The following is a 22,052-nucleotide window of genomic DNA, read 5'->3' as shown; positions in this document are numbered from 1 at the left end:
GCCCTCTATCATAAATTACTCCCTGCCCTCCAAATACTTGTCAAAACGTTTTGTCGTTTTGATTACTTCATTCAAGAATTCCTTTGTACTTTCCGCATTCTGGAAGTTCTTCTCGCTGATTGCCGCAGCTTCTTCAGAGCTTGCCATAATTTCTTCTGTAGTAGCAGATAATTGGCTGATACTGTCAACAATGTGGTTATTTGCTTTTGCAAGCTCCGTAAGCATGTGGTCGATATCTGAAATATGTTCCGTTAAAGTTTCTACATTATCATTGATTTTTTCAAAGCTCTGGGAAGCCGTAGAAATGAGATTTCCTTGATTATCCGTTGATTTAATGGATTCCTGCACATTCACGGATACTTCCTGTGCATTTTGATTCAGCTCATCAATGATTGCGCTGATGTTCTCGGTTGATTTTCTGGTCTGTTCTGCCAACTGCCTGATCTCATCCGCAACAACTGCAAAGCCCTTTCCCGCATCTCCTGCCCTTGCGCTCTCAATGGAAGCATTTAAGGCTAACAAATTAGTCTGGCTTGAAATATTAAAGATAATATTTGCAATATCATGAACCTCTTTTGTCTTTTCCTGAAGCTTCTTCATGGAATCAACCACCAGTCCGTTTGTTGATGCGATATAAGAGGACTGCGCTTTCAAATCGGTCATAATCTGCAACCCCTCCACAACAGACTTTGTAGAATTATTGGAAACGGCTACCATCTGATCCGAACGCTCCACCGTCTGATTAATAGATTGCTGAATGGACTGGGTCATAATATTTTGTTCCTGGATATTATTTGCATTGACCTGTGTTGTCGTTGATATTTCACCAATGGCAGTATTAACAATTTCTGTCGACTCGCTCAGGCTGTGTACCAGTTGATTGCTCTGCGTCGTTCCCTCCTGTACGATCCTCGCAATATCCAGAACATCCTGAAGCATTGACTCTTGCAGCTCCTGCTGATCCTTTACCGCGTGAAGTGAATCAAAGGAAAACCGGTGTCCGATATCAGTACATTTATAAATCGTGTTGAGTGTTAATAAAATAATAAGCAATTCAAGATAATTTAAGGACATAGTATCCGCCTTCAGAAATGCCATTGTCGCCGTATATATAATATTGACGGCCGCCGCCAACAGGCAGAATATTTTTGAAAGCTTTCTGTCATAAAATAAAATTGCGGCACACAGGACAGGGATCGCGCTTATTCTTACAAAGGTTCCTCCCTCGGCAATCAAATAAAAAGAATAAATGATCAAATAACTGGTCAGGCTTCCCCAACCCAATTTACTGCTCGTTGGTTTTTTCTTAAACACAACCCAATTAATTACCAGTGCAATGAAACTGAAAAGAATTATGATGGCAGCAACTGCAAGGCTGACAGACTGTGTCAGGTAGCCGTTGACCAATACTCCTGCGTATACAAGATATAATATCGTTGTTCCAAGCAGCATAAACCAGTTTATTACTTTACATCTTTCTCCTGCTTCATTGTATTTTCTTACTGCCAACCCTTGATTTTTTGTATTCATTATTTTACTCCTTTTATGCTATGTCATTCCAGTAGAACTCAAAAGACTATTACCCTTGTACCATCCGTACCATCGATCGACAAGCCCTTATCCGACCGTGTGCGTCCTTGTCAATGGATGGTAATCTTCTAATAAGTACATAATATCGTAATAATACATAAAAACAGATAAATAGACAATATTTACCATAAATAATAAAAAAGCTTCATTTTGTTTATAATGCACTATAGCACAAATATTCCCGCCAATTCTCATCTATACCATACGGGACAAAACTAGTCACAAAGAAAGTGAAATCCGGAGGGCAAAGTGCCTTCCGGATTCTTAAATACTAACTATGAAATTATTTACGCTTTCATCTGCTTCTCTTTGTACCCTCTATGTACAATCAACGCTCCTGCACTTAAGAAACCGACTCCGAGGAGTACGAACAGTATTATGAAAGCGATAACGAGACCGAATTCCCCGCCGGTACTAGCTGCGCGGTTTCCGAACAGCTATCTTCTTAATCACTTTACTTTCTTACCAGATACTTCCTCATATCAATCGCACACGCTACGAGAATAATCAGACCCTTGATGATATACTGCAGGTTCTGGTTGATGGATAAGAAGTTCAACGCTACAAAGATGATTCGAAGCAAAAACACGCCCAATACAACACCGCTGATTTTACCGGTTCCGCCTACGAAGGACACACCTCCGATAACACAGGCCGCAATCGCGTCGCATTCATAATTCAGGCCGGTATTGGCTTGATTGGAGCCGATTCGCGCCGACTCTATGAATCCGGTAATGCCGTACATACAACCCGCAAGCGTATGAACACCGATGGTCGTCTTCATTACATCAACGCCGGATACATTCGCAGCTTCCGGGTTGGAGCCGACTGCAAACATATTCTTACCAAAGGTCGTCTTGTTCCAAATAAACCACATAACCGCCACTACGATACAGGCATACCATACATAATTCGGAATCGGAACTCCCATTACGGAGAGCTTACTTCCCGTAACAAAGCTCTTAAAGGAATTGTCCAGACCGGAAAGCGGCTGTCCGTTGTTACCATTAATCATAATATACATCAGCAAAACACCGTATACAATCAATTGCGTCGCTAACGTTACGATGAATGGGTGCAGAGAAAATCTTGCAACGAAAAAGCCGTTAACCCAGCCCACAATACCGCCTACTATAATAACAATAACAATGACGAGAGGAATAGGCAGCACAGGCAGATTAGGAAACATCTTTGTGGCATAAGTAACTGACTGCAGCAAGGAAGCGGAAATACATGCTGTCAGGCCGACAACGCGACCCGCTGAAAGGTCCGTACCCGTTAATACGATACATCCGGCGATTCCGCACGCAATTGGAATGTTTGCCGCCGAAAGGGAAATGATGTTAATGATAGAATTGATTGCCAGGAATCTATGATTCTGAGAAAACGTATATATGACCGCGATAATGAGCAAGATGTACATCGCGTTATTAATCAGCGCTTCCCTCCAGAATGTCCCCTTTTCTTTACTACTCAGTACTTTATAAGCAGCATAGCGGTCTTTTGCATTATTTATAGCTCTCATTTCGTACTGCCTCCTTTACACGTATTTTGCAGCAAGAGTCATAATTTCTTCCTGCGTTGTTGTTTTTGCATCCACCTCGCCAGCGAGCCGTCCTCCCGACATAACCAGTATCCTGTCGCAGACACCCAAAAGCTCCGGCATCTCCGACGAAACCATGATAACTACCTTATCTTTATTTGCGAGGTCCAATATCAACTGATATATTTCATATTTTGCTCCTACATCGATGCCGCGCGTAGGTTCATCCAAAAGCAGCACCTCAGGTTCGGTCAAAAGCCACCTTCCGAGTATAACCTTCTGCTGGTTTCCTCCCGACAGCGCCCTGATCTTCGTTGTCTGTGAGGGCGTCTTCGTTCTCATGGCGTCAATAGACCATTGGGTATCCTTACTCATGGATTTCTCACTCAGATACAAATGATGCTTTTTATGCTTTTTGAGGCTGGAGATGACTGTATTTTCCCGTATGTCAAGTATTCCGAAAATACCGGTCGCACGACGTTCCTCCGTCAGCATTGCGAAACCATTTTTAATGGATTCTTTCGCATTCCTGTTGAACACTGGTTTCCCATCCAGCGTAATGGTCCCGCCGCTTCTCGTAGCGATTCCGAATATATTTTCCAGACATTCCGTTCGGCCGCTGCCGTCCAACCCGGCGATTCCAACCACTTCACCCTTTCTCACATCGAAGGATACATCCTCAAGTACCGAATACCGGGCCGACAGCTTCCGCACCTCGAGAGCAACTTCACCCGGCTCGTTCGTCTTGGGCGGAAATTGATTGTTCAGCTCACGCCCTACCATCAGTCTGATGATTTCCTCCGTTGTAAGCTCTTTGGCCTGTTTGGTCGCCACATAAGTACCATCCCTCATGATGGTGACTTCATCGGAAATACGCAAGATTTCCGCCATCTTATGAGAAATATATATGATGCCGCAGCCTTTGTCCCGCAGCATATTTATGATTTTAAACAGATGCTCCACCTCTTCTTCTGTCAGGGAAGAGGTCGGTTCATCAAATACAATTATTTTCGAGTTAAAAGAAACCGCCTTCGCGATTTCTACCATCTGACGTTGGGATACCGGCATCGTACTCATGATGCGCTTAGGATCCACATCTATCTCCAGCTCATCGAATACTTTTTTCGTATCGTTATATATCTTCTTCTCATTGACCATGACGCCTGCGACCTTCGGATAACGTCCAAGCCAGATATTGTCCATAACGTTTCTTTTCAGCGCCTGATTCAGTTCCTGATGAACCATTGCTACAGCGTTTTCCAGCGCTTCCTTCGAGTTCTTAAAATTGATTTCCCTGCCCTCCAGAAAAATCTGTCCGCTGTTTTTTGCATAAATGCCGAACAGACATTTCATCAGGGTAGACTTTCCCGCACCGTTTTCTCCCATCAACGCGTGTACCGTACCCCTTTTCACTGTTAAAGAAACGTGGTCCAGAGCTTTAACACCGGGGAATTCCTTGCAGATGTCCTTCATTTCCAGCAGCACTTCCTGCTCCATAATCTGCCTCCTTTGCGTCAAAACGCTTCACTTCATATGCGATTTTGTGGTGGATAGAAAAAGGGGCCGCCGCCACCAGCTCGACAGCCGCCCCTTTTCTTTTATATATCTAAACTTATTTTTTTATCATTCTCCTGTGTAGGTAGCATAAGGAATGTAGATCTTGTTTGCTACTTTTTCAGAAATATTGTAAGAATCTGTTCCATCCATCAAATCTTTTCCCGAAGCCGCATTCTGAGCGAGGAAAGCGATGCCGTTTGCCATACCTTCCGCGTCTTGCTTAATCGTTCCCGTCATCTTGCCGTCCGCGATCAGCTGCTTTGCCGCATCAGTCGCATCAACACCGAATACCGGAATCATCGTGCTGCTTCCATCGCCGAGATTGTATCCCTTGTCGTTCAATGCGGAGATAGCTCCTTCTGCCATACCATCGTTGTTACAGATTACGAGCTCGATCATATTGCCGTTTGCTTCATTGTACTGGGAAAGGTTCGTGGTCATGTAGTTGTTGGATGCCGTCGCACTCCAGTTACCATCCTGGTCAACCTGATAGCAGTCCGCATTTGCCGAATCGAAGTAAACGAGCGCCGGCTTGCCTGCCGCTTCGAGAACAGCATTCGCATCCTCTACGCCATACTGCGTACGGTAAATCGCTTCTACGTTACCGAGCTGTCCCATGAACATCGCATATGAGATTTCTCCGTCGCCATTCAAGTCGATCGCGTCATAGTTCTCGAGTACGTATTCGCCAATCATCTGTCCCTGCATATGACCCGCTTCCGGTGCATCTGTTCCTACAAATGCGCATTTGTCATAACTTCCAAGAACAGTTCCTTCATCCTCATCACCTTCTACCGCACGATTGAAGAAGATTACGGGAACACCAGCCGCAGATGCTTTGTCAACGATTGCCTGAGAAGCATCTACCGAGCCGGAAGTAACAATATTTACAATCAGGAGCGTAGCACCCGTGCTGATAGCCGTATCGATTTGTTCGTTCTGTGTCGTCTGGTTACTGTTGGAGTCATAATCCTGATAAGTTACTCCGAGTCCGTCCAATGCCGAATCCAATGCTGTTCTGACCGATGCGATGTACGTATCGGAATATGTATAATAGAATACCGCGATACTTGCCGCCGATAAATCTGCCTGATCCGCCGCCGCGTCTACGACATCCTCCACTGCGTCCTCTGCTGTGTCCTCTGCATTTGCTTCCTCCGTCGCCGGTGCTGTCTCCGTCTCCGCTGTCGTCTCCGCTGCCGTACTTCCACAACCAGCCAATAAAGCTGCTGTCATGGACATGCATAAAAGTACTGCCAATAACTTCTTTTTCATGTAAAAGCCTCCTTTTTGTTTGCTTTGTTTATCCTATAACAGGATTGAATACACACAAAAGAATAACAAAAGGGAAATAAAAAACCTATGCAAAATCCTATCACAAAGGTACAAAATTTTACGTTTGCGTACATGGATTATACATAGGCCTTTCATATTTTATTACCATCGTTTGCTCAGTCAAAGGAAAACAATATTTTCTGATAGTCCGGGTCGTACATATTCTCCTTCGTTACAATCGTCGTGGCTGTATCAATGACCTTTTCCCGAATAAAAATGTCGTTGATGACATTGTATGCATTTTCTATTCCAAGATAGCCCATTGCATATGGATTCTGGACAATCAGCGCATCCACTTCTCCGGTTTCCAGCAGTCCGACCGAAACAACGTTACTGTCGAAAGCGATGACCTTCGTGCTGTCCCCAAGCCCCATTTCCTCAATTGTATAGCCCACTCCCAGGCTCGTCCATTCATTAAAGGTCGCAATCACATCGATTTGCGGATGCTGTTCCAACATGATGCGCGTGCCTTCCATGGCATCCTCCACATTGGAAAGCACGTTTATGGAATCGATAACAGTAACGCGGCTCTCTCCCATAATCGCATCACGAAAGCCCTGTTCCCTCTGCTGCCCGTTGGCGGAATTCTCATCGAAGTTAACGATACCGACATATAATGCCTTATCGTCGGATTCCAGTGCCGCCTCTCCCGCCATCCGGCCCGCTGCATAATTGTCCGTGCTAATGACACAGCTCACCCCACTGCTGTTCACTTCGCTGTCTATGACGACTACATTAACGCCCTGTGCTATTGCCCAGTCAATTGCCGCCGCATTGGCATTGAAGTCCACGGCAGAAAATACAATGACTTCTGCACCGTCCGCCACAGCCTTTTCCACCATTGCATTCTGTGTTTCATAATCCTCTTCGCTTTCGGGCCCGTCGCATGTGATTTCCAGATTGTATTCGGTGCTGGCGGCCTTTGCTCCTGCGAACACCGATTTCCAGAATGCTGATGTCGTGGATTTTGCAATGACCGCAACATAATGCTTCTGTCCGTCGCTGTCCCGGTTCCCCGCCCCAAATGTGGGATTCCTGAAAAGAACAATTATGAGAATACCGATTGTAATAAGGATTCCTGTGCAGAACACGATGAATAATTTCATTTTTCTACTTCGACTCATATTCACCCTCCAATATCTTCGGTATCCATATTTCGACCCGCGTTCCTACATCCAGCACGCTCGTAATTCTAAGGCCATACTTTTTGCCAAAATATATATGGATTCTGTCATTTACATTCTTGATCCCGATGCCGGTTCGATCTTTGGCCTCTCTATTAAGTATCTCCGCGCACTCCTCTTCGGTCATACCTACTCCGTTATCCTCAACACACAGAAGAATAGCATCTCCTTTATCATGAATGCCAATTTGAATGTGTCCTTCCTCCGCTGGGTCGAGTCCGTGGTAAATAGCGTTCTCTATAATCGGCTGCAGGGTAATTTTGTTGCAGTAATACTGCAGGCATTCTTCGTCCACATCGAAATCATAGGTGAATTGATCCTCATAACGGAACTTCTGTATATTCAAATAACTCTGCGAGTGCTGCAGCTCTTTTTCCAGTGTAATGAGTTCATGCCCTCTGCTTATGCTGATACGGAACAATCTGGCGAGAGCTGTTACCATCTCCACCGCTTCTTTGTTACGCTCCTCCTCGCACATCCATGCGATGGAATCCAGCGTATTATAGAGGAAATGGGGATTGATCTGCGCCTGAAGGGCGCTCAGCTCCGTCTTCCGGAGGGAAAGTTCTTCTTCTCTCACCTGTTCCATCAGATTTTGAATCTGAATGACCATATGAGCGAAAGAATCGGATAAGGCGACAATTTCCACCGTGCCATTTACCGGCTGGAAATCAAAATTCTCCGTATTCGTTTCGAATTCTCCCATCGCTTCGGACAGCCGTTTTGCAGGCATTGTAATGAGCCGTGAAAATAAGATTCCACAAATAGCTGCGGTGAAAAGCACGAGTACTACCAGCGCCAATACTATCCGGATCATATTCTGTACCCTCGTTGACACCATTTCATCCACAAAGCTGATTCCTACGATTCTCCAATCGGAATTCTCAAGCGTATGTATCGTATAAATCATGTTGGATTTGATATAGGAGCCATCCTCATCCTTCATGAGCTCCTTCGTGTCCTCGTTCTTCAGTCCGGAATAAATCAACTGCTGCTGGGGATGATAAATAATATTCCCAGCCTCGTCCATAATAAAGCAATAACCGTGCTGCCCGATTCCGACCTCATCCACATAGTTGGCAATACTGGAAAAACGGATGTCCATGGCGATACGTATATCCTTACCCTGACCATCCTGCAAAATCTGTGAAATCGTAACCACCCACGGATAGTTGTTCACAAACAGCGACTCCACATGCGGACTGGAAATATTCAGTTTACCGTCCTCGCCCTCGAAACTGACAAAAGACAGGTTTTTCATAATTTTATCCTTTAGCTTATATCCTTCTGTCCAGCATCTTTCCATATCGCCGTTTTCGTTATAAATCGTGATGGCGACAATATCGGAACGGATCTCCAATAAGTTCCGAAAGTATTCATTTCTCGGCATCTCATCCTTCGTAATATTGTCCTCAATCATATTCATAACTTCCTGAATGTCTTCTGTGTAATTCGTAATCGTATTCTGTACCTGTACAATCGCCTGCTCGCTGCTTATAATGGCATTCTGCTCCATAGACCGCTGAAACAGCTCAACAAATATAAGGAGGGCGAGAAATGTCGCGAAGAAAACGATGGCGACTACCAAAGCAGTCATAATTGCAGATAGCGAAACACGGTTTAAGATATTCTCTTTTTCAGGCTTCTGCCATTCTTTCTTCATATTCCCTCCGGCAGGCATTGGGTGAGATTCCGACTACTCTTTTAAAGCAGTAGCTGAAATAATGCTGGTCATTGTACCCGCATTTCTCTGATATTTCCCTCACCTTCATCGATGTACACAGAATCATCTCCTTCGCGATAGTAATCCGCTTCTTCGTCAGGATATCTGTGAATGTGCTTCCCGTCGATTTTTTAATCAACGCGCTTAGGTAGTTTGGACTGACCGCAATTTCAGTGCTGATAGACACAAGCGAAATATCCGGGTCCATATATCTCGTTTCTATGAGCTTCAATGCTTTATCACATATAAGGGCACTGCTCTTCTTCCTCTGCTCTGCGATAATTTTCTGCGCCGTCAGACAAAAACCGATATATTTTTTCTTGAGTTTCGAAAAATCTTCATAAGCAATCCGGCTCGAAAGCGGGTTCTGTTTCTGCAGTTCCTGAAGCATATCGTAATCGGCAACCGCATAAACAATCTGAAATACCGCTAATATCATCTGCACCATAACAAAGTTCATCGTTGTAATAGAAACATGTGCCTCCATCATCTTATCGAAAGTATTGTTCAGATAATTTTCCAATTCAAGGCATGTCCCGCCACGAATCAGACTCTCCACATCGTTGCTGAAGCTCTTCATCCCCTCCACATCGTATTCATCCGCCCGCTCGATATCCGATATAAATTGAATACCGTTTCCGTTTCGTTTAGAATACCCCACCGCATTCACTGCCTCGATATAAGATTCGTGAACGTTTTCCAGTTTTTCCACAGCCCGGCTGATACCGATAACACAAACCTTTTTCATGATCCGATGTACGCTTTGGGCGATTTCCTCTGTCAGAATATGAAGGTACTTGTCGAAGCCGGCCCCAGTCGCCACGAGCAGCGAGACGACCTTTCCCTCTATATAAAAACTCATATGCTTCACATACTTTTTTAGAATGGTGTCCACCGCGTTTACGTTCGCAGGCTCCGTAATATTCTCTCCATCCTCATCAAAAATCTCGACGACTGTAACAGCATACCTCAGCTCGCTGTTCTTCGCATTCAAAATTCCAAAACGCACCGCATTCTCCAAAATACCCTCCTGCTGTTTTTCGCTCAAACTTCCCCGAAAGCCGTCCAGCATCAGAGGCAACAGAAATTCCGCAGCCTTAAGTTGCTCCTGCGTCTGATTATGGGCAGTAAATTCTTTATATTTCTCATCTATTTTATTTTTTATGTTTATGAGCTCTTCGTTTATCTCGGCGGCCGAGACCGGCTTCAATATATAGCTAATGATATTGTACTGAATGGCCTGCTGTGCATAGCTGAAATCGTCGTAACCGCTCAAAAACGCAATTTGAGTCGCGGGCTTGACCTCGCGCACCTGTCTTGCCAGTTCAATTCCGGACAAGAACGGCATCTTGATATCCGTCAAGAGTAAATCCGGTTCCAGCTTCTCCACGAGCTCCAATGCTTCCGCCCCATTTTCGGCCTCCCCCACCAGTTGAAATCCTATTTCAGCCCAGTTGACATTCCGTATCAGGGCTTTTCGCAATTCTTTTTCATCGTCCGCGACAACTACTGTATACATGCATATACCTCCTGTATCTTCTCCCATACCAACTCCTCAATTCTATTTCCTTTCTTTTCCCATGTCAATGGAAAGGGGGCCTCCTCAAGGCAGACTCATGCTAAATTCTCTTCCATACTTATTGTACTCACAGCGACTTTAAGAGATATAAACACACCTTAGTTGTTAATCCATATCTGTGTTATCACTAATGAGAAATATGCTATTTACTTAAAAGAATAACCTGATTGTACGTATGTACTAGCAGGAGGAAAATCGAACGGCATCCTGACGTTCGCAAAAAGAATTTTATACGATCAGCGATTTAGGCAAGACTGTGAAAGTAAAAAACAAGCGGTTTCTATGAATATATTTTAAAATACGAATCATAGTATTGCTACTGAAAAGTGTCTGAGGATTTTTCAGGAAAATCCTTTTAAAATGGCAATAAACTCCTGAATGATTCCCTTCTTAATTACAAGTGCAAGCATTACTGTTAAGATGCCTAAAGCACCGGCGAATACTAACATCGGATGCCATTCTGAACTCATGATAAACTTTCCAACATCATCTCCCTGCGGTGGCGAAACTACCATACTAACAACAGGTACAATCAGCCATGCCAAAAGAGGTGAAACACCCCATAAACAAGCCGCCATGTAACAGCAATGATAAAAGATACTCTTTTTGCCCTGTTTATAAGAAATGATAACTGGCACTAATAATATTATTGGTAATAACATCCCCGCAGCGTGAAACAACGAATACATGGCCTTACTGAATATTCCACCATTATAAGACATATGGGCATTGAGAATGCTAAACTCTGTTATTTCCGCTCCGCAAACAATTGCGATGATGGTGTGCCCTAATTCGTGCACAACGATATATAGTAAGGCTCCCGCAAGGAGAATACCCGGAAATAAGATTGCGAATTTTATATTTGGTTTCATACACTTATCCTCTCTTCATATACCACTTTGCTCAAACTTTCATCCATTTCTTTTTCAATCAAATTCCCGTTATTTGCATAACATGATAAACTTTATGTTCATTATATACCCCGGATAAAATCATCTATCTCTTTAGCAATTTTTATCGTTTCGTATGCATGCACATAGTGCCCGCATTCCAATAACATAGACTTTCCGTTCTTAAAATCAGCTATATAATCGGAAAGCATTTTACCCCAGTTAGCGATTATTTTTTCGTTGTCATTTGAGATAAAAAGGTAAATCGGAGTGTTAACGGGGAGCGTTCCATTTTTAACCTTATCCGCATTTTGTCTTACATATTTTGCTTCATTAAGCATATCAGATGTAAATGTGCGATTTTTAAGTATCTCAATATATGCTTCGTTATCAGCTTTAGTTAGATATCCTGACTGTGCCGCCGGCGATTTTTTATAAAAAGACTTTACAAAAGGCCTATGTATTCCTATCTTGGTTAAAAGTCCAATAACGCTGAGAATCGCCGCGGACGGCATTTTAAAATTATCATAGGCTTCTGGAATTGCCGAATCCAATCCGATGATTGCCTCTACCTCATACGGATACTTTTGCGCCCAATAAATAGCCTCCAATCCTGCAAGTGAATGTGGAACCAATATAAATGGCGCTTCTATATTGGACAGCTCTAATGCTTTTCGTGTTTCTCCAAGTACAGTATCTAAGTCACGAGAGGTATTTGTCGTTTCACTCCAGCCATAGCCTGCCCTTTCTACTACGACAATTACATTTTCAGAAGATAGTATTGACCATAAAGGCTTAAAATCAAGGGTTGGGCAGCTCGTACCATGACCCGATAAAAAAACAAAAGTACGTTTCCCCTGTCCGGTGCAAAAAACATGGATTTTATGACCATTCACATCAACCAGATTGCCAAGCGCCTGAATTGTTTTACTCATTACTTCACCCTTTCCTGCGCAAATGTGCGCAAAAAAACAAATAATTTAAAGTTCAATCAATTTCTGCCCTGCATTATCATATAAGTATAACATAAAAAATCAGGCTAAAACAGATACATGTTTGCATCCATTTTAGCCTGATACCCTTACTGCTGGTGGCCGGACTTGAACCGGCACGGGATTGCTCCCGAAGGATTTTAAGTCCTTTGCGTCTGCCTATTCCGCCACACCAGCTCATACAAAAAACCTAATGGGACCTATAGGGCTCGAACCTATGACCCTCTGCTTGTAAGGCAGATGCTCTCCCAGCTGAGCTAAGATCCCATAATCAATATAATATTCAAATAAACGACCCGGATGGGACTCGAACCCACGACCTCCGCCGTGACAGGGCGGCGCTCTAACCAACTGAGCCACCGGGCCAACTAACCAAAAATATAAAACTTACAAATGGACCTTCGGGGACTCGAACCCAGGACCGACCGGTTATGAGCCGGTTGCTCTAACCAACTGAGCTAAAGGTCCGCAAACCCTAACGGGTATTACAACAGCCGATGATCGGACTCGAACCGATAACCTGCTGATTACAAATCAGCTGCTCTGCCAATTGAGCCACATCGGCGGACTGCGAACAAACGACTAAGTGTCATATTAAATTGACACGAGTGACTCCGACGGGAATCGAACCCGTGTTACCGCCGTGAAAGGGCGGTGTCTTGACCGCTTGACCACGGAGCCTTATCTCTTTCCTGTAGACCTCGCCACGGTCAGGTACTTCCTTACTAGTGTCTTATACTAGTTACAAGTATTTCTTACTTGCTACAAGTGTCCTCTACTTGTTACAAGTGTCCTCTACTTGTTACTCCCCGAGTAGGGCTCGAACCTACAACCCCGCGGTTAACAGCCGCGTGCTCTACCATTGAGCTATCGAGGAATCTGTTTCTTTAAGGGGCCATACCCTCAAAACCGAATACCAACAGGCTTCTTCCCTTTCGGAAATCTACCTACTACAGGTGTTGTTCACCTGTCACTCTCTCCTATCTCTTCCATCCGTTTCTTTCCTGTCTCTTATGAGCGTCTTATGAGTGTTTTCTACTCATTACTCATTATGAGTGTCTTATGAGTGTTTTCTACTCATTACTCATTACTCATTAACCAGCCTTACAAGGATAAGCCCTCGACCGATTAGTACTTATCAGCTCCACGCATTGCTGCGCTTCCACCTTAAGCCTATCTACCTCGTACTCTCCAAGGGGTCTTAATACAAAGCAAGCTTTGTATGGGATATCTCATCTTGAGGGGGGCTTCACGCTTAGATGCCTTCAGCGTTTATCCCTGCCGGACTTGGCTACTCTGCCATAGGTCTGGTACCTAACAGATACACCAGCGGTCCGTCCATCCCGGTCCTCTCGTACTAAGGACAGCTCCTCTCAGATATCCTACGCCTGCGCCGGATAGGGACCGAACTGTCTCACGACGTTCTGAACCCAGCTCGCGTACCGCTTTAATGGGCGAACAGCCCAACCCTTGGGACCTACTACAGCCCCAGGATGCGATGAGCCGACATCGAGGTGCCAAACCACTCCGTCGATGTGAACTCTTGGGAGTGATAAGCCTGTTATCCCCAGGGTAGCTTTTATCCGTTGAGCGATGGCAATCCCACGTTATACCACCGGATCACTAAGTCCTAGTTTCCTACCTGCTCCACCCGTCGGTGTCGCAGTCAAGCTCCCTTATGCCTTTGCACTCTGCGAATGGTTTCCGACCATTCTGAGGGAACCTTTGAGCGCCTCCGATACCCTTTCGGAGGCGACCGCCCCAGTCAAACTCCCCGCCAGACATTGTCCCGGGACCAGATTCATGGCCCTCGGTTAGAAATCCAATACTGCAAGGGTGGTATCCCAACATTGGCTCCATGGAGACTGGCGTCTCCACTTCATTGCCTCCCACCTATCCTGTACATACAGCATCGAATCCCAGTATCAAGCTGGAGTAAAGCTCCATGGGGTCTTTCCGTCCTGGCGCAGGTAACCAGCATCTTCACTGGTACTTCAATTTCACCGGGTGCATTGTCGAGACAGCGCTCAAATCATTACGCCTTTCGTGCGGGTCGGAACTTACCCGACAAGGAATTTCGCTACCTTAGGACCGTTATAGTTACGGCCGCCGTTTACTGGGGCTTAAATTCAAGGCTTCGGTTGCCCTGACCTCTCCTCTTAACCTTCCAGCACCGGGCAGGCGTCAGCCCATATACTTCACCTTTCGGTTTTGCATAGACCTGTGTTTTTGCTAAACAGTTGCTTGAGCCTATTCTCTGCGGCCCCATTTCTGGGGCACCCCTTCTCCCGAAGTTACGGGGTCATTTTGCCGAGTTCCTTGACAATGCTTCTCCCGCCGGCCTTAGGATTCTCTCCTCATCCACCTGTGTCGGTTTACGGTACGGGTACATAATGAACAATAGCAGCTTTTCTTGGCACATGGCTTGCATGCTTCGCTACTTTATTTCGCTCCGCTTCACGCCTTTGGATTGAGAAAGGGATTTGCCTCTTCCTCTCCTACCTCGCTTGCACCGGTCTTTCCTTTCCCGGCTCATGCGCTCCACATGCGTCCCTACAGTTCTGTCATTATGCAGTACAGGAATCTCCACCTGTTGTCCATCGGCTACGCATTTCTGCCTCGCCTTAGGCCCCGACTTACCCAGAGCAGATCAGCTTTACTCTGGAATCCTTGGATATTCGGCCAAGAGGATTCTCACCTCTTTCTCGCTACTCATTCCGGCATTCTCTCTTCCTGACGCTCCACGGCTCCTTACGGTACCGCTTCCCTGCATCAGCAATGCTCCTCTACCAATCATACGAATGTATGATTCCTAAGCTTCGGTGTCGTGTTTCAGCCCCGGACATTTTCGGCGCAGGACCTCTCGACTAGTGAGCTATTACGCACTCTTTGAATGTGTGGCTGCTTCTGAGCCAACATCCTAGTTGTCTTTGAAATCCCACATCCTTTTCCACTTAACACGCACTTTGGGACCTTAGCTGTAGGTCTGGGCTCTTTCCCTTTTGACTGCCCAACTTATCTCGTGCAGTCTGACTCCCATATAACATCTTCACGGCATTCGGAGTTTGATAACCTTCGGTAAGCTTTGACGCCCCCTAGGGTATTCAGTGCTCTACCTCCGCAAGACTTTTTATGAGGCTAGCCCTAAAGCTATTTCGAGGAGAACCAGCTATCTCCGGGTTCGATTGGAATTTCTCCCCTATCCACACCTCATCGCCACCCTTTTCAACGGATGTGCGTTCGGTCCTCCATTGCCTTTTACGGCAACTTCAACCTGGACATGGATAGATCACCCGGTTTCGGGTCTGCACATACTGACTATATCAACTTAGTTGATATTTGCGCCCTATTAAGGCTCGGTTTCCCTTCGGCTCCACACCTTAAGTGCTTAACCTTGCCAGTATGCACAACTCGCCGGACCGTTCTACAAAAAGTACGCGGTCCCACCTTAACGTGGTCCCACAGCTTGTAAACACAGGGTTTCAGGTTCTCTTTCACTCCCCTCCCGGGGTCCTTTTCACCTTTCCTTCACAGTACTATGCGCTATCGGTCACTGAGGAGTATTTAGCCTTACGGGGTGGTCCCCGCTCATTCCCACAAGGTTTCTCGTGTCTCGTGGTACTCTGGATACCGCTCTGTCTGGTCTGGTTTCACGTACGGGGCTCTCACCCTCTCTGGCTGGTCTTTCCAGGACCATTCCGTTACCTTTCCTGAATCAGTTCATGCGGTCCGAACCCCGGAGTGCACGCACTCCGGTTTGGGCTCCTTCCGGTTCGCTCGCCGCTACTTCGGAAATCACTGTTGTTTTCTTCTCCTCCGGCTACTTAGATGTTTCAGTTCACCGGGTTCCCTTCCTTACGCTATGGATTCACGTAAGGATACATAAGGTCTTCTTATGTGGGTCTCCCCATTCAGATATCTGCGGATCATAGGATATTTGCTCCTCCCCGCAGCTTTTCGCAGCTTATCACGTCTTTCTTCGGCTCTCAGTGCCAAGGCATCCACCCTGTGCTCTTTCTTGCTTAACCTGTTCTCGTCCCTCTAGCGTGAGGAACGCAGGCTGGTCTGCTGTCTGCGAGCTTTCGCTCGTTCAGCGACTGACTTTCGTCAGACTTTTGTCTCTAACATTTATAAATACAAGTGTCCTTCACTTTTACAAGTGTCCTTCACTTGTTGCCCATCCTTTCGGATGGACCTCGGATGTCTTTGATACTTGATTGTTTTTCGGTATTCGGTTTTCAAGGTACGGTTCTTTTCCGGTACGGAACAATGCTTGCTTCCTTCCCTTTTCGTCGCTTTCCTGGATCTTACTTGCTACGAGCGTATTCTGCTCGTTCCAGTTCCTCGACGATGGAGACAGAGAGATTCGAACTCTCGACCCCCTGCTTGCAAGGCAGGTGCTCTCCCAACTGAGCTATGCCCCCGTTTCTGGCAGCCACAGTCGTGCATTCCGCCAGTGGGCTTAAGTGGACTCGAACCACCGACCTCACGCTTATCAGGCGTGCGCTCTAACCGGCTGAGCTATAAGCCCAAAGTCAAGTCTTTACAGCCTTCACTTTGCTCTTTCTTCTTTTTACAAGTGTTTTTTACTTGTTACAAGTGTCTTTTACTTGCTACAAGTGTCTTTTACTTGTTTTTATCTGGCAGCCACCTGCTCTCCCATGCCGTCTCCAGCATAGTACCATCGGCCGCTTAAGTCTTAACCTTCGTGTTCGGGATGAGAACGGGTGTCTCCCCTAAGCGCATCGCCACCAGAATTTTCGTGCTGATAAATCTGATTAAAATCAGATCGGGATTGCAGATTTAAGGACAAATGGATGGGAGAACTCGTTTTCCCAGACTTTTTTGCTTAAATCTATTAGCGTCTTCGACGCGACCGAGAGGCTATGCCTCGAGGTGCAATCCTTCGGAACATCCTTCACCCTTCCAGGCGCTCTCTATTCCTTATAAATATCCTCCACTCTTTATGAATGGTCTCTACTTACTTTCTTCCTTAACAGCTAAACAGTAATACAACCCCTACTTCTTCTTCCTTAGAAAGGAGGTGATCCAGCCGCACCTTCCGATACGGCTACCTTGTTACGACTTCACCCCAGTTATCAGACCTGCCTTCGGCTGCTCCTCCCCTTGCGGGTTAGGTCACAGACTTCGGGCATTTCCGACTCCCATGGTGTGACGGGCGGTGTGTACAAGACCCGGGAACGTATTCACCGCGACATTCTGATTCGCGATTACTAGCGATTCCAGCTTCATGTAGTCGAGTTGCAGACTACAATCCGAACTGAGACGTGTTTTTTGGGATTTGCTCCAGGTCACCCCTTCGCTTCCCTCTGTTCACGCCATTGTAGCACGTGTGTAGCCCAAATCATAAGGGGCATGATGATTTGACGTCATCCCCACCTTCCTCCGGGTTATCCCCGGCAGTCTCTCTAGAGTTCCCATCTTACTGCTGGCTACTAAAGATAAGGGTTGCGCTCGTTGCGGGACTTAACCCAACATCTCACGACACGAGCTGACGACAACCATGCACCACCTGTCTCTGGTGCCCCGAAGGGAATAGGATGTTACTCCTACGTCACCAGGATGTCAAGACTTGGTAAGGTTCTTCGCGTTGCTTCGAATTAAACCACATGCTCCACCGCTTGTGCGGGTCCCCGTCAATTCCTTTGAGTTTCATTCTTGCGAACGTACTCCCCAGGTGGATTACTTATTGCGTTTGCTGCGGCACCGAAGGTTTAATAACCCCCGACACCTAGTAATCATCGTTTACGGCGTGGACTACCAGGGTATCTAATCCTGTTTGCTCCCCACGCTTTCGAGCCTCAACGTCAGTTACAGTCCAGTAAGCCGCCTTCGCCACTGGTGTTCCTCCTAATATCTACGCATTTCACCGCTACACTAGGAATTCCACTTACCTCTCCTGCACTCCAGCCGGACAGTTTCCAAAGCAGTCCCGGGGTTGAGCCCCGGGCTTTCACTTCAGACTTGCCCTGCCGTCTACGCTCCCTTTACACCCAGTAAATCCGGATAACGCTTGCCCCCTACGTATTACCGCGGCTGCTGGCACGTAGTTAGCCGGGGCTTCTTAGTCAGGTACCGTCATTTTCTTCCCTGCTGATAGAGCTTTACATACCGAAATACTTCTTCACTCACGCGGCGTCGCTGCATCAGGGTTTCCCCCATTGTGCAATATTCCCCACTGCTGCCTCCCGTAGGAGTTTGGGCCGTGTCTCAGTCCCAATGTGGCCGGTCACCCTCTCAGGCCGGCTACTGATCGTCGCCTTGGTAGGCCTCTACCCCACCAACTAGCTAATCAGACGCGGGTCCATCCTGTACCACCGGAGTTTTTCACACTGTCTCATGCGAGACCGTGCGCTTATGCGGTATTAGCACCTATTTCTAAGTGTTATCCCCCGGTACAGGGCAGGTTGCCCACGCGTTACTCACCCGTCCGCCACTAAGTACCTAAGCTTCCATCCGAAGACTTCCGCTTAATTACTCCGTTCGACTTGCATGTGTTAGGCACGCCGCCAGCGTTCATCCTGAGCCAGGATCAAACTCTCATGTTCAAAAGTTCTCTCCGATCCAAGATTAACTTTGGCTAATCTTTTCCCGTAGTCATTCCGGGCTTTCTCCGCTCTTTACGAGCTTCCTCTTCCCGTTACGACTTTTACTGTTTTTTAGGTTGCATCCTTTCGGATGCCGTTCTCTGAATTTTCATTCATGGTACTGCATGTTCCCCTTCCGGGGCATGCTCTCATTTAAGAATTTTCAGGGTTGCATTACTGTTTATTTGTCAAGGTTCAGATCAGGCAATTTTTTGAAAAATTACCAACCGTATAAATAGCAAACACGGTACGGAGAAGGAGGGATTTGAACCCTCGCGCCGCTATTAACGACCTGCACCCTTTCCAGGGGTGTCCCTTCAGCCATCTTGGGTACTTCTCCAAATAAAAGCTGATGTTGCATAAGATGAAGATTGATTCTCTCTTGCTTCTTAATGCTGTTTATAATGTTATCGGCTTATTGACAACATGTTCGGCGGAGAAGGTATCTCCAGCGGAGAGGGTGGGATTCGAACCCACGCGCCCTTTCGGACAAACGGTTTTCAAGACCGCCTCGTTATGACCACTTCGATACCTCTCCATGTTCGTGCACCGCTCAGCAGCGCAAAAATTATTCTAGCAAAAAAGGAGTGCTGTGTCAACAACTTTTCTCAACTTTTCTCAAAAGATTTTCCGTTCTCGTCTTTAGGGCGCTATTTATCGGCTTTATCCAAAAAAGCTTCCGCTATTTTTAAGTCCTCAGGAGTTGTGATTTTTATATTTTCGTAGCTGCCTTCCACAAGCTTCACCTTTGTATCGGTAAAAGTCTCCATAACCATCGCATCATCTGTGATCAGCATTCCCTCTGCCAGAAGACGCTTCTCGTCCCGAATCAAAATGCTGTAGGCTTCTTTTATTAAAGGAAAAGAAAACACTTGCGGCGTCTGCACCGTCCATACTAAATCCCGTTTCGGTGTCGTAGAGGCAAAGCCGTTTTCATCCACTAATTTAACGGTATCCTTGGAAGGCATGCCTATGACACATGCGTCATATTCAATAACGCTTGCGTAAGCGCGCTCTAAAATTTCTGCCGTTACAAAAGGTCTGGCTCCGTCGTGGATGAAAATATAACTGCATTCAGCTGCTGCTTCTATTCCGGCAAAGACGGAATGGTACCTTTCCCTGCCGCCTGCTGTTATGCGGGAAACCTTATCGAAACCGTATTTTTCAACAATTTCTTTTTTACAATATTCGATATCGCTTTCTGCCGTTACCAGTATGATTTCATCTATGAAGCTCTCCTGAAATACCTTCAGGGAATAATAAAGTACCGGCTTATCCTTGATAAAAAGATATTGTTTCGGTACGTCGCTGTTCATTCGCTTACCCTGCCCCGCCGATAATACGACTGCTGCACACTTCGTCTTCAATTTTAATCCCTCTCGTTAAATCCTCTCACCCAATTTCAGGTTAGGTACCGCGTTCAAATCATAGCCGTGCCTGATTCCGCTTATATAATCATAATAACCAGCCACACCTATCATTGCCGCATTATCCGTACAGAATATAGGAGAAGGGGAGTAGAATGCAATTCCTCTTTTTTCACATTCCTTCTCCAACGCTCCTCTGAGAGCGCTGTTGGATGCCACTCCGCCAGCGATGGCAAATTTATCATATCCATACTCCTTGACTGCAGCAAGGGAATGCTCTACCAGCACGTCTATGACCGCTTTCTGGAAGGAAGCCGCCACATCCGGTACATTTACCTCAACTTCCTTCATTTCGCAGGAATTCAGATAGTTCAATACCGCAGACTTTAATCCACTGAAACTGAAATCGTACTCCGCCCCTTCTACCTTGGCACGGGGAAAACGAATCGCTTCCGGATTGCCTTCCCTTGCAGCCTTGTCAATTTTGGGCCCGCCCGGGTATCCAAGACCTATGGCGCGGGCCACTTTATCGAAGGCTTCTCCTGCGGCATCATCTCTCGTGCGCCCTATGATTTCATATTCGCCATAAGACTTCACGACTACCAGATGGGAATGCCCGCCGGATACGACTAGGCAGATAAAAGGCGGTTCTAACTCTTTATTTTCAATGAAGTTCGCACTGATATGACCCTCAATATGATGTACTCCTATTAACGGGATTCCTGAGGCGAAGCTGATGGCTTTTGCCGCCGACACTCCTACCAGAAGCGCACCTACAAGCCCCGGCCCATACGTAACGGCTATCGCATCTATATCCGTCAGTTCTGCTCCTGACTCAGAAAGTGCCTGTTCGATCACCTTGTTGATTTTCTCGATGTGCTTGCGCGACGCAATCTCGGGCACGACTCCGCCGTACACCGTGTGAAGCGCTATCTGGGAATAAATAACGTTGGAGAGAACTTCCCTGCCATTTTTTACAACGGAAGCCGCCGTTTCATCGCAGGAGCTTTCGATTGCCAGAATTAAAATATCTTTATCGCCTTTTATTCTATTGCTCATCTTTAAAACCGTATCCTTTTTCATCAATTATCGGCCAATGTCCAGCCATATATTTTCCAGCGACCCGCTTCATCCTTTCGAAGCAGAAACTTCTCATTAGTGTTCATTACGGCCGTTCCCTTCCGAATACCGTACACGCAGTACAAACTGGCCCATTCATAGCCGCCATCGGTATAGTATTCCACATTTGTACTCGAAGAGATGGAGTAGCTGGAAATGACAAACTCGTTTTCCTTCATGGACGCAATTTCACTTTTCAGCTTTTCTATGTACTCTTCTTCCGTCTGATTTCCTATCAACTCCTCATCATAGAGCTTTTGAATCTGCATAGCCAGTGCATAAACATCTTCTTCCGAAATCTCTTCATTATAAAAACACTGAGTAATCTCGCTGTAATATTTCACTACCTCTTTGGGCGACAGCGGATATTTCCTGTCGAAATCGTATTGAAGCATCTGCCCGGTCTTCGTAACTTTATTACCTTCCTTCTCCTTCTCCCCCTCCGTCTTGGCAGACATATAATAATAAAAGCCCGCCAGAAGAGCCACTAGAATAATTCCTATTATTATCGTCTTACCTATGCTTTTTTGTCCATTGTTGCTTCTATTAGCAAGCTTTCCCATGC

The 22,052-nt window shown here is 46.0% G+C and carries 12 protein-coding genes, 11 tRNA genes and 3 rRNA genes; all 26 read right to left on the bottom strand.

Annotated elements, in window-relative coordinates; genetic code table 11:
- Positions 1-15: 15 nt before the first annotated feature.
- Positions 16-1,530, bottom strand: coding sequence for a methyl-accepting chemotaxis protein (locus V6984_RS05195; RefSeq protein WP_342758723.1), 1,515 nt, complete (start codon positions 1,528-1,530; stop codon positions 16-18).
- Between the two features lie 514 nt (positions 1,531-2,044).
- Entirely contained in the window at positions 2,045-3,115 is a 1,071-nt protein-coding gene (locus tag V6984_RS05190) for a galactose/methyl galactoside ABC transporter permease MglC (protein WP_342758722.1), read from the bottom strand.
- A gap of 15 nt (positions 3,116-3,130) precedes the next feature.
- Positions 3,131-4,630 (bottom strand): ATP-binding cassette domain-containing protein, encoded by a 1,500-nt coding sequence (locus V6984_RS05185; protein ID WP_342758721.1) that lies wholly within the window; start codon positions 4,628-4,630, stop codon positions 3,131-3,133.
- A gap of 126 nt (positions 4,631-4,756) precedes the next feature.
- The gene (locus V6984_RS05180) at positions 4,757-5,965 is read right to left on the bottom strand and encodes a galactose ABC transporter substrate-binding protein (protein ID WP_342758720.1); all 1,209 of its coding nucleotides are present in this window, start codon (positions 5,963-5,965) and stop codon (positions 4,757-4,759) included.
- A 176-nt stretch (positions 5,966-6,141) separates the two neighbouring features.
- Positions 6,142-7,149, bottom strand: a complete 1,008-nt coding sequence (locus tag V6984_RS05175; protein ID WP_342758719.1) for a substrate-binding domain-containing protein — start codon at positions 7,147-7,149, stop codon at positions 6,142-6,144.
- Complete coding sequence (locus V6984_RS05170; protein WP_342758718.1) at positions 7,136-8,872, bottom strand: sensor histidine kinase; 1,737 nt, start codon at positions 8,870-8,872, stop codon at positions 7,136-7,138. The genes V6984_RS05175 and V6984_RS05170 overlap by 14 nt, the downstream gene beginning before the upstream one ends.
- The gene (locus V6984_RS05165; protein WP_342758717.1) at positions 8,847-10,451 is read right to left on the bottom strand and encodes a response regulator; all 1,605 of its coding nucleotides are present in this window, start codon (positions 10,449-10,451) and stop codon (positions 8,847-8,849) included. Before V6984_RS05165 ends, V6984_RS05170 begins: the two co-directional genes overlap by 26 nt.
- 401 nt (positions 10,452-10,852) lie before the next feature.
- Entirely contained in the window at positions 10,853-11,383 is a 531-nt protein-coding gene (locus V6984_RS05160; RefSeq protein ID WP_342758716.1) for a hypothetical protein, read from the bottom strand.
- Between the two features lie 101 nt (positions 11,384-11,484).
- The gene (locus V6984_RS05155; RefSeq protein ID WP_342758715.1) at positions 11,485-12,336 is read right to left on the bottom strand and encodes an alpha/beta hydrolase; all 852 of its coding nucleotides are present in this window, start codon (positions 12,334-12,336) and stop codon (positions 11,485-11,487) included.
- Between the two features lie 150 nt (positions 12,337-12,486).
- A tRNA-Leu gene (locus tag V6984_RS05150) sits at positions 12,487-12,570 on the bottom strand.
- A 17-nt stretch (positions 12,571-12,587) separates the two neighbouring features.
- Positions 12,588-12,660 (bottom strand) — tRNA-Val (locus V6984_RS05145).
- A gap of 25 nt (positions 12,661-12,685) precedes the next feature.
- Positions 12,686-12,759, bottom strand: a tRNA-Asp gene (locus V6984_RS05140).
- A gap of 28 nt (positions 12,760-12,787) precedes the next feature.
- Positions 12,788-12,861, bottom strand: a tRNA-Ile gene (locus tag V6984_RS05135).
- 24 nt (positions 12,862-12,885) lie between these two features.
- A tRNA-Thr gene (locus tag V6984_RS05130) sits at positions 12,886-12,958 on the bottom strand.
- 44 nt (positions 12,959-13,002) lie between these two features.
- Positions 13,003-13,074: transfer RNA gene (locus V6984_RS05125), tRNA-Glu, on the bottom strand.
- A gap of 124 nt (positions 13,075-13,198) precedes the next feature.
- A tRNA-Asn gene (locus tag V6984_RS05120) sits at positions 13,199-13,270 on the bottom strand.
- 231 nt (positions 13,271-13,501) lie between these two features.
- Positions 13,502-16,421 (bottom strand): 23S ribosomal RNA (locus V6984_RS05115).
- 323 nt (positions 16,422-16,744) lie between these two features.
- A tRNA-Ala gene (locus V6984_RS05110) sits at positions 16,745-16,817 on the bottom strand.
- Positions 16,818-16,850: 33 nt separating this feature from the next.
- Positions 16,851-16,924 (bottom strand) — tRNA-Ile (locus V6984_RS05105).
- A 107-nt stretch (positions 16,925-17,031) separates the two neighbouring features.
- Positions 17,032-17,149 (bottom strand): 5S ribosomal RNA (gene rrf / locus V6984_RS05100).
- 281 nt (positions 17,150-17,430) lie between these two features.
- A 16S ribosomal RNA gene (locus V6984_RS05095) occupies positions 17,431-18,962 on the bottom strand.
- The 16S, 23S and 5S rRNA genes sit together here with 11 tRNA genes alongside, the layout of an rRNA operon.
- Positions 18,963-19,251: 289 nt before the next feature.
- Positions 19,252-19,341: transfer RNA gene (locus tag V6984_RS05090), tRNA-Ser, on the bottom strand.
- Positions 19,342-19,453: 112 nt separating this feature from the next.
- A tRNA-Ser gene (locus V6984_RS05085) sits at positions 19,454-19,539 on the bottom strand.
- 112 nt (positions 19,540-19,651) lie between these two features.
- On the bottom strand, positions 19,652-20,368 hold the full coding sequence (ispD, locus tag V6984_RS05080) for a 2-C-methyl-D-erythritol 4-phosphate cytidylyltransferase (protein ID WP_342758714.1): 717 nt from the start codon (positions 20,366-20,368) through the stop codon (positions 19,652-19,654).
- Positions 20,369-20,383: 15 nt separating this feature from the next.
- A complete protein-coding gene (tsaD, locus tag V6984_RS05075) occupies positions 20,384-21,427 on the bottom strand; it encodes a tRNA (adenosine(37)-N6)-threonylcarbamoyltransferase complex transferase subunit TsaD (RefSeq protein ID WP_342758713.1) in 1,044 nt (347 codons plus the stop codon).
- A gap of 23 nt (positions 21,428-21,450) precedes the next feature.
- The gene (locus V6984_RS05070) at positions 21,451-22,050 is read right to left on the bottom strand and encodes a DUF6715 family protein (RefSeq protein ID WP_342758712.1); all 600 of its coding nucleotides are present in this window, start codon (positions 22,048-22,050) and stop codon (positions 21,451-21,453) included.
- Positions 22,051-22,052 lie beyond the last annotated feature (2 nt).

Origin of the sequence: Kineothrix sp. IPX-CK, from assembly GCF_039134705.1 — a bacterium.
GTDB lineage: Bacteria > Bacillota > Clostridia > Lachnospirales > Lachnospiraceae > Kineothrix > Kineothrix sedimenti.
The sequence above is the reverse complement of the archived record's forward strand: the minus strand, read 5'-3'. Positions and strand labels throughout refer to the sequence as shown.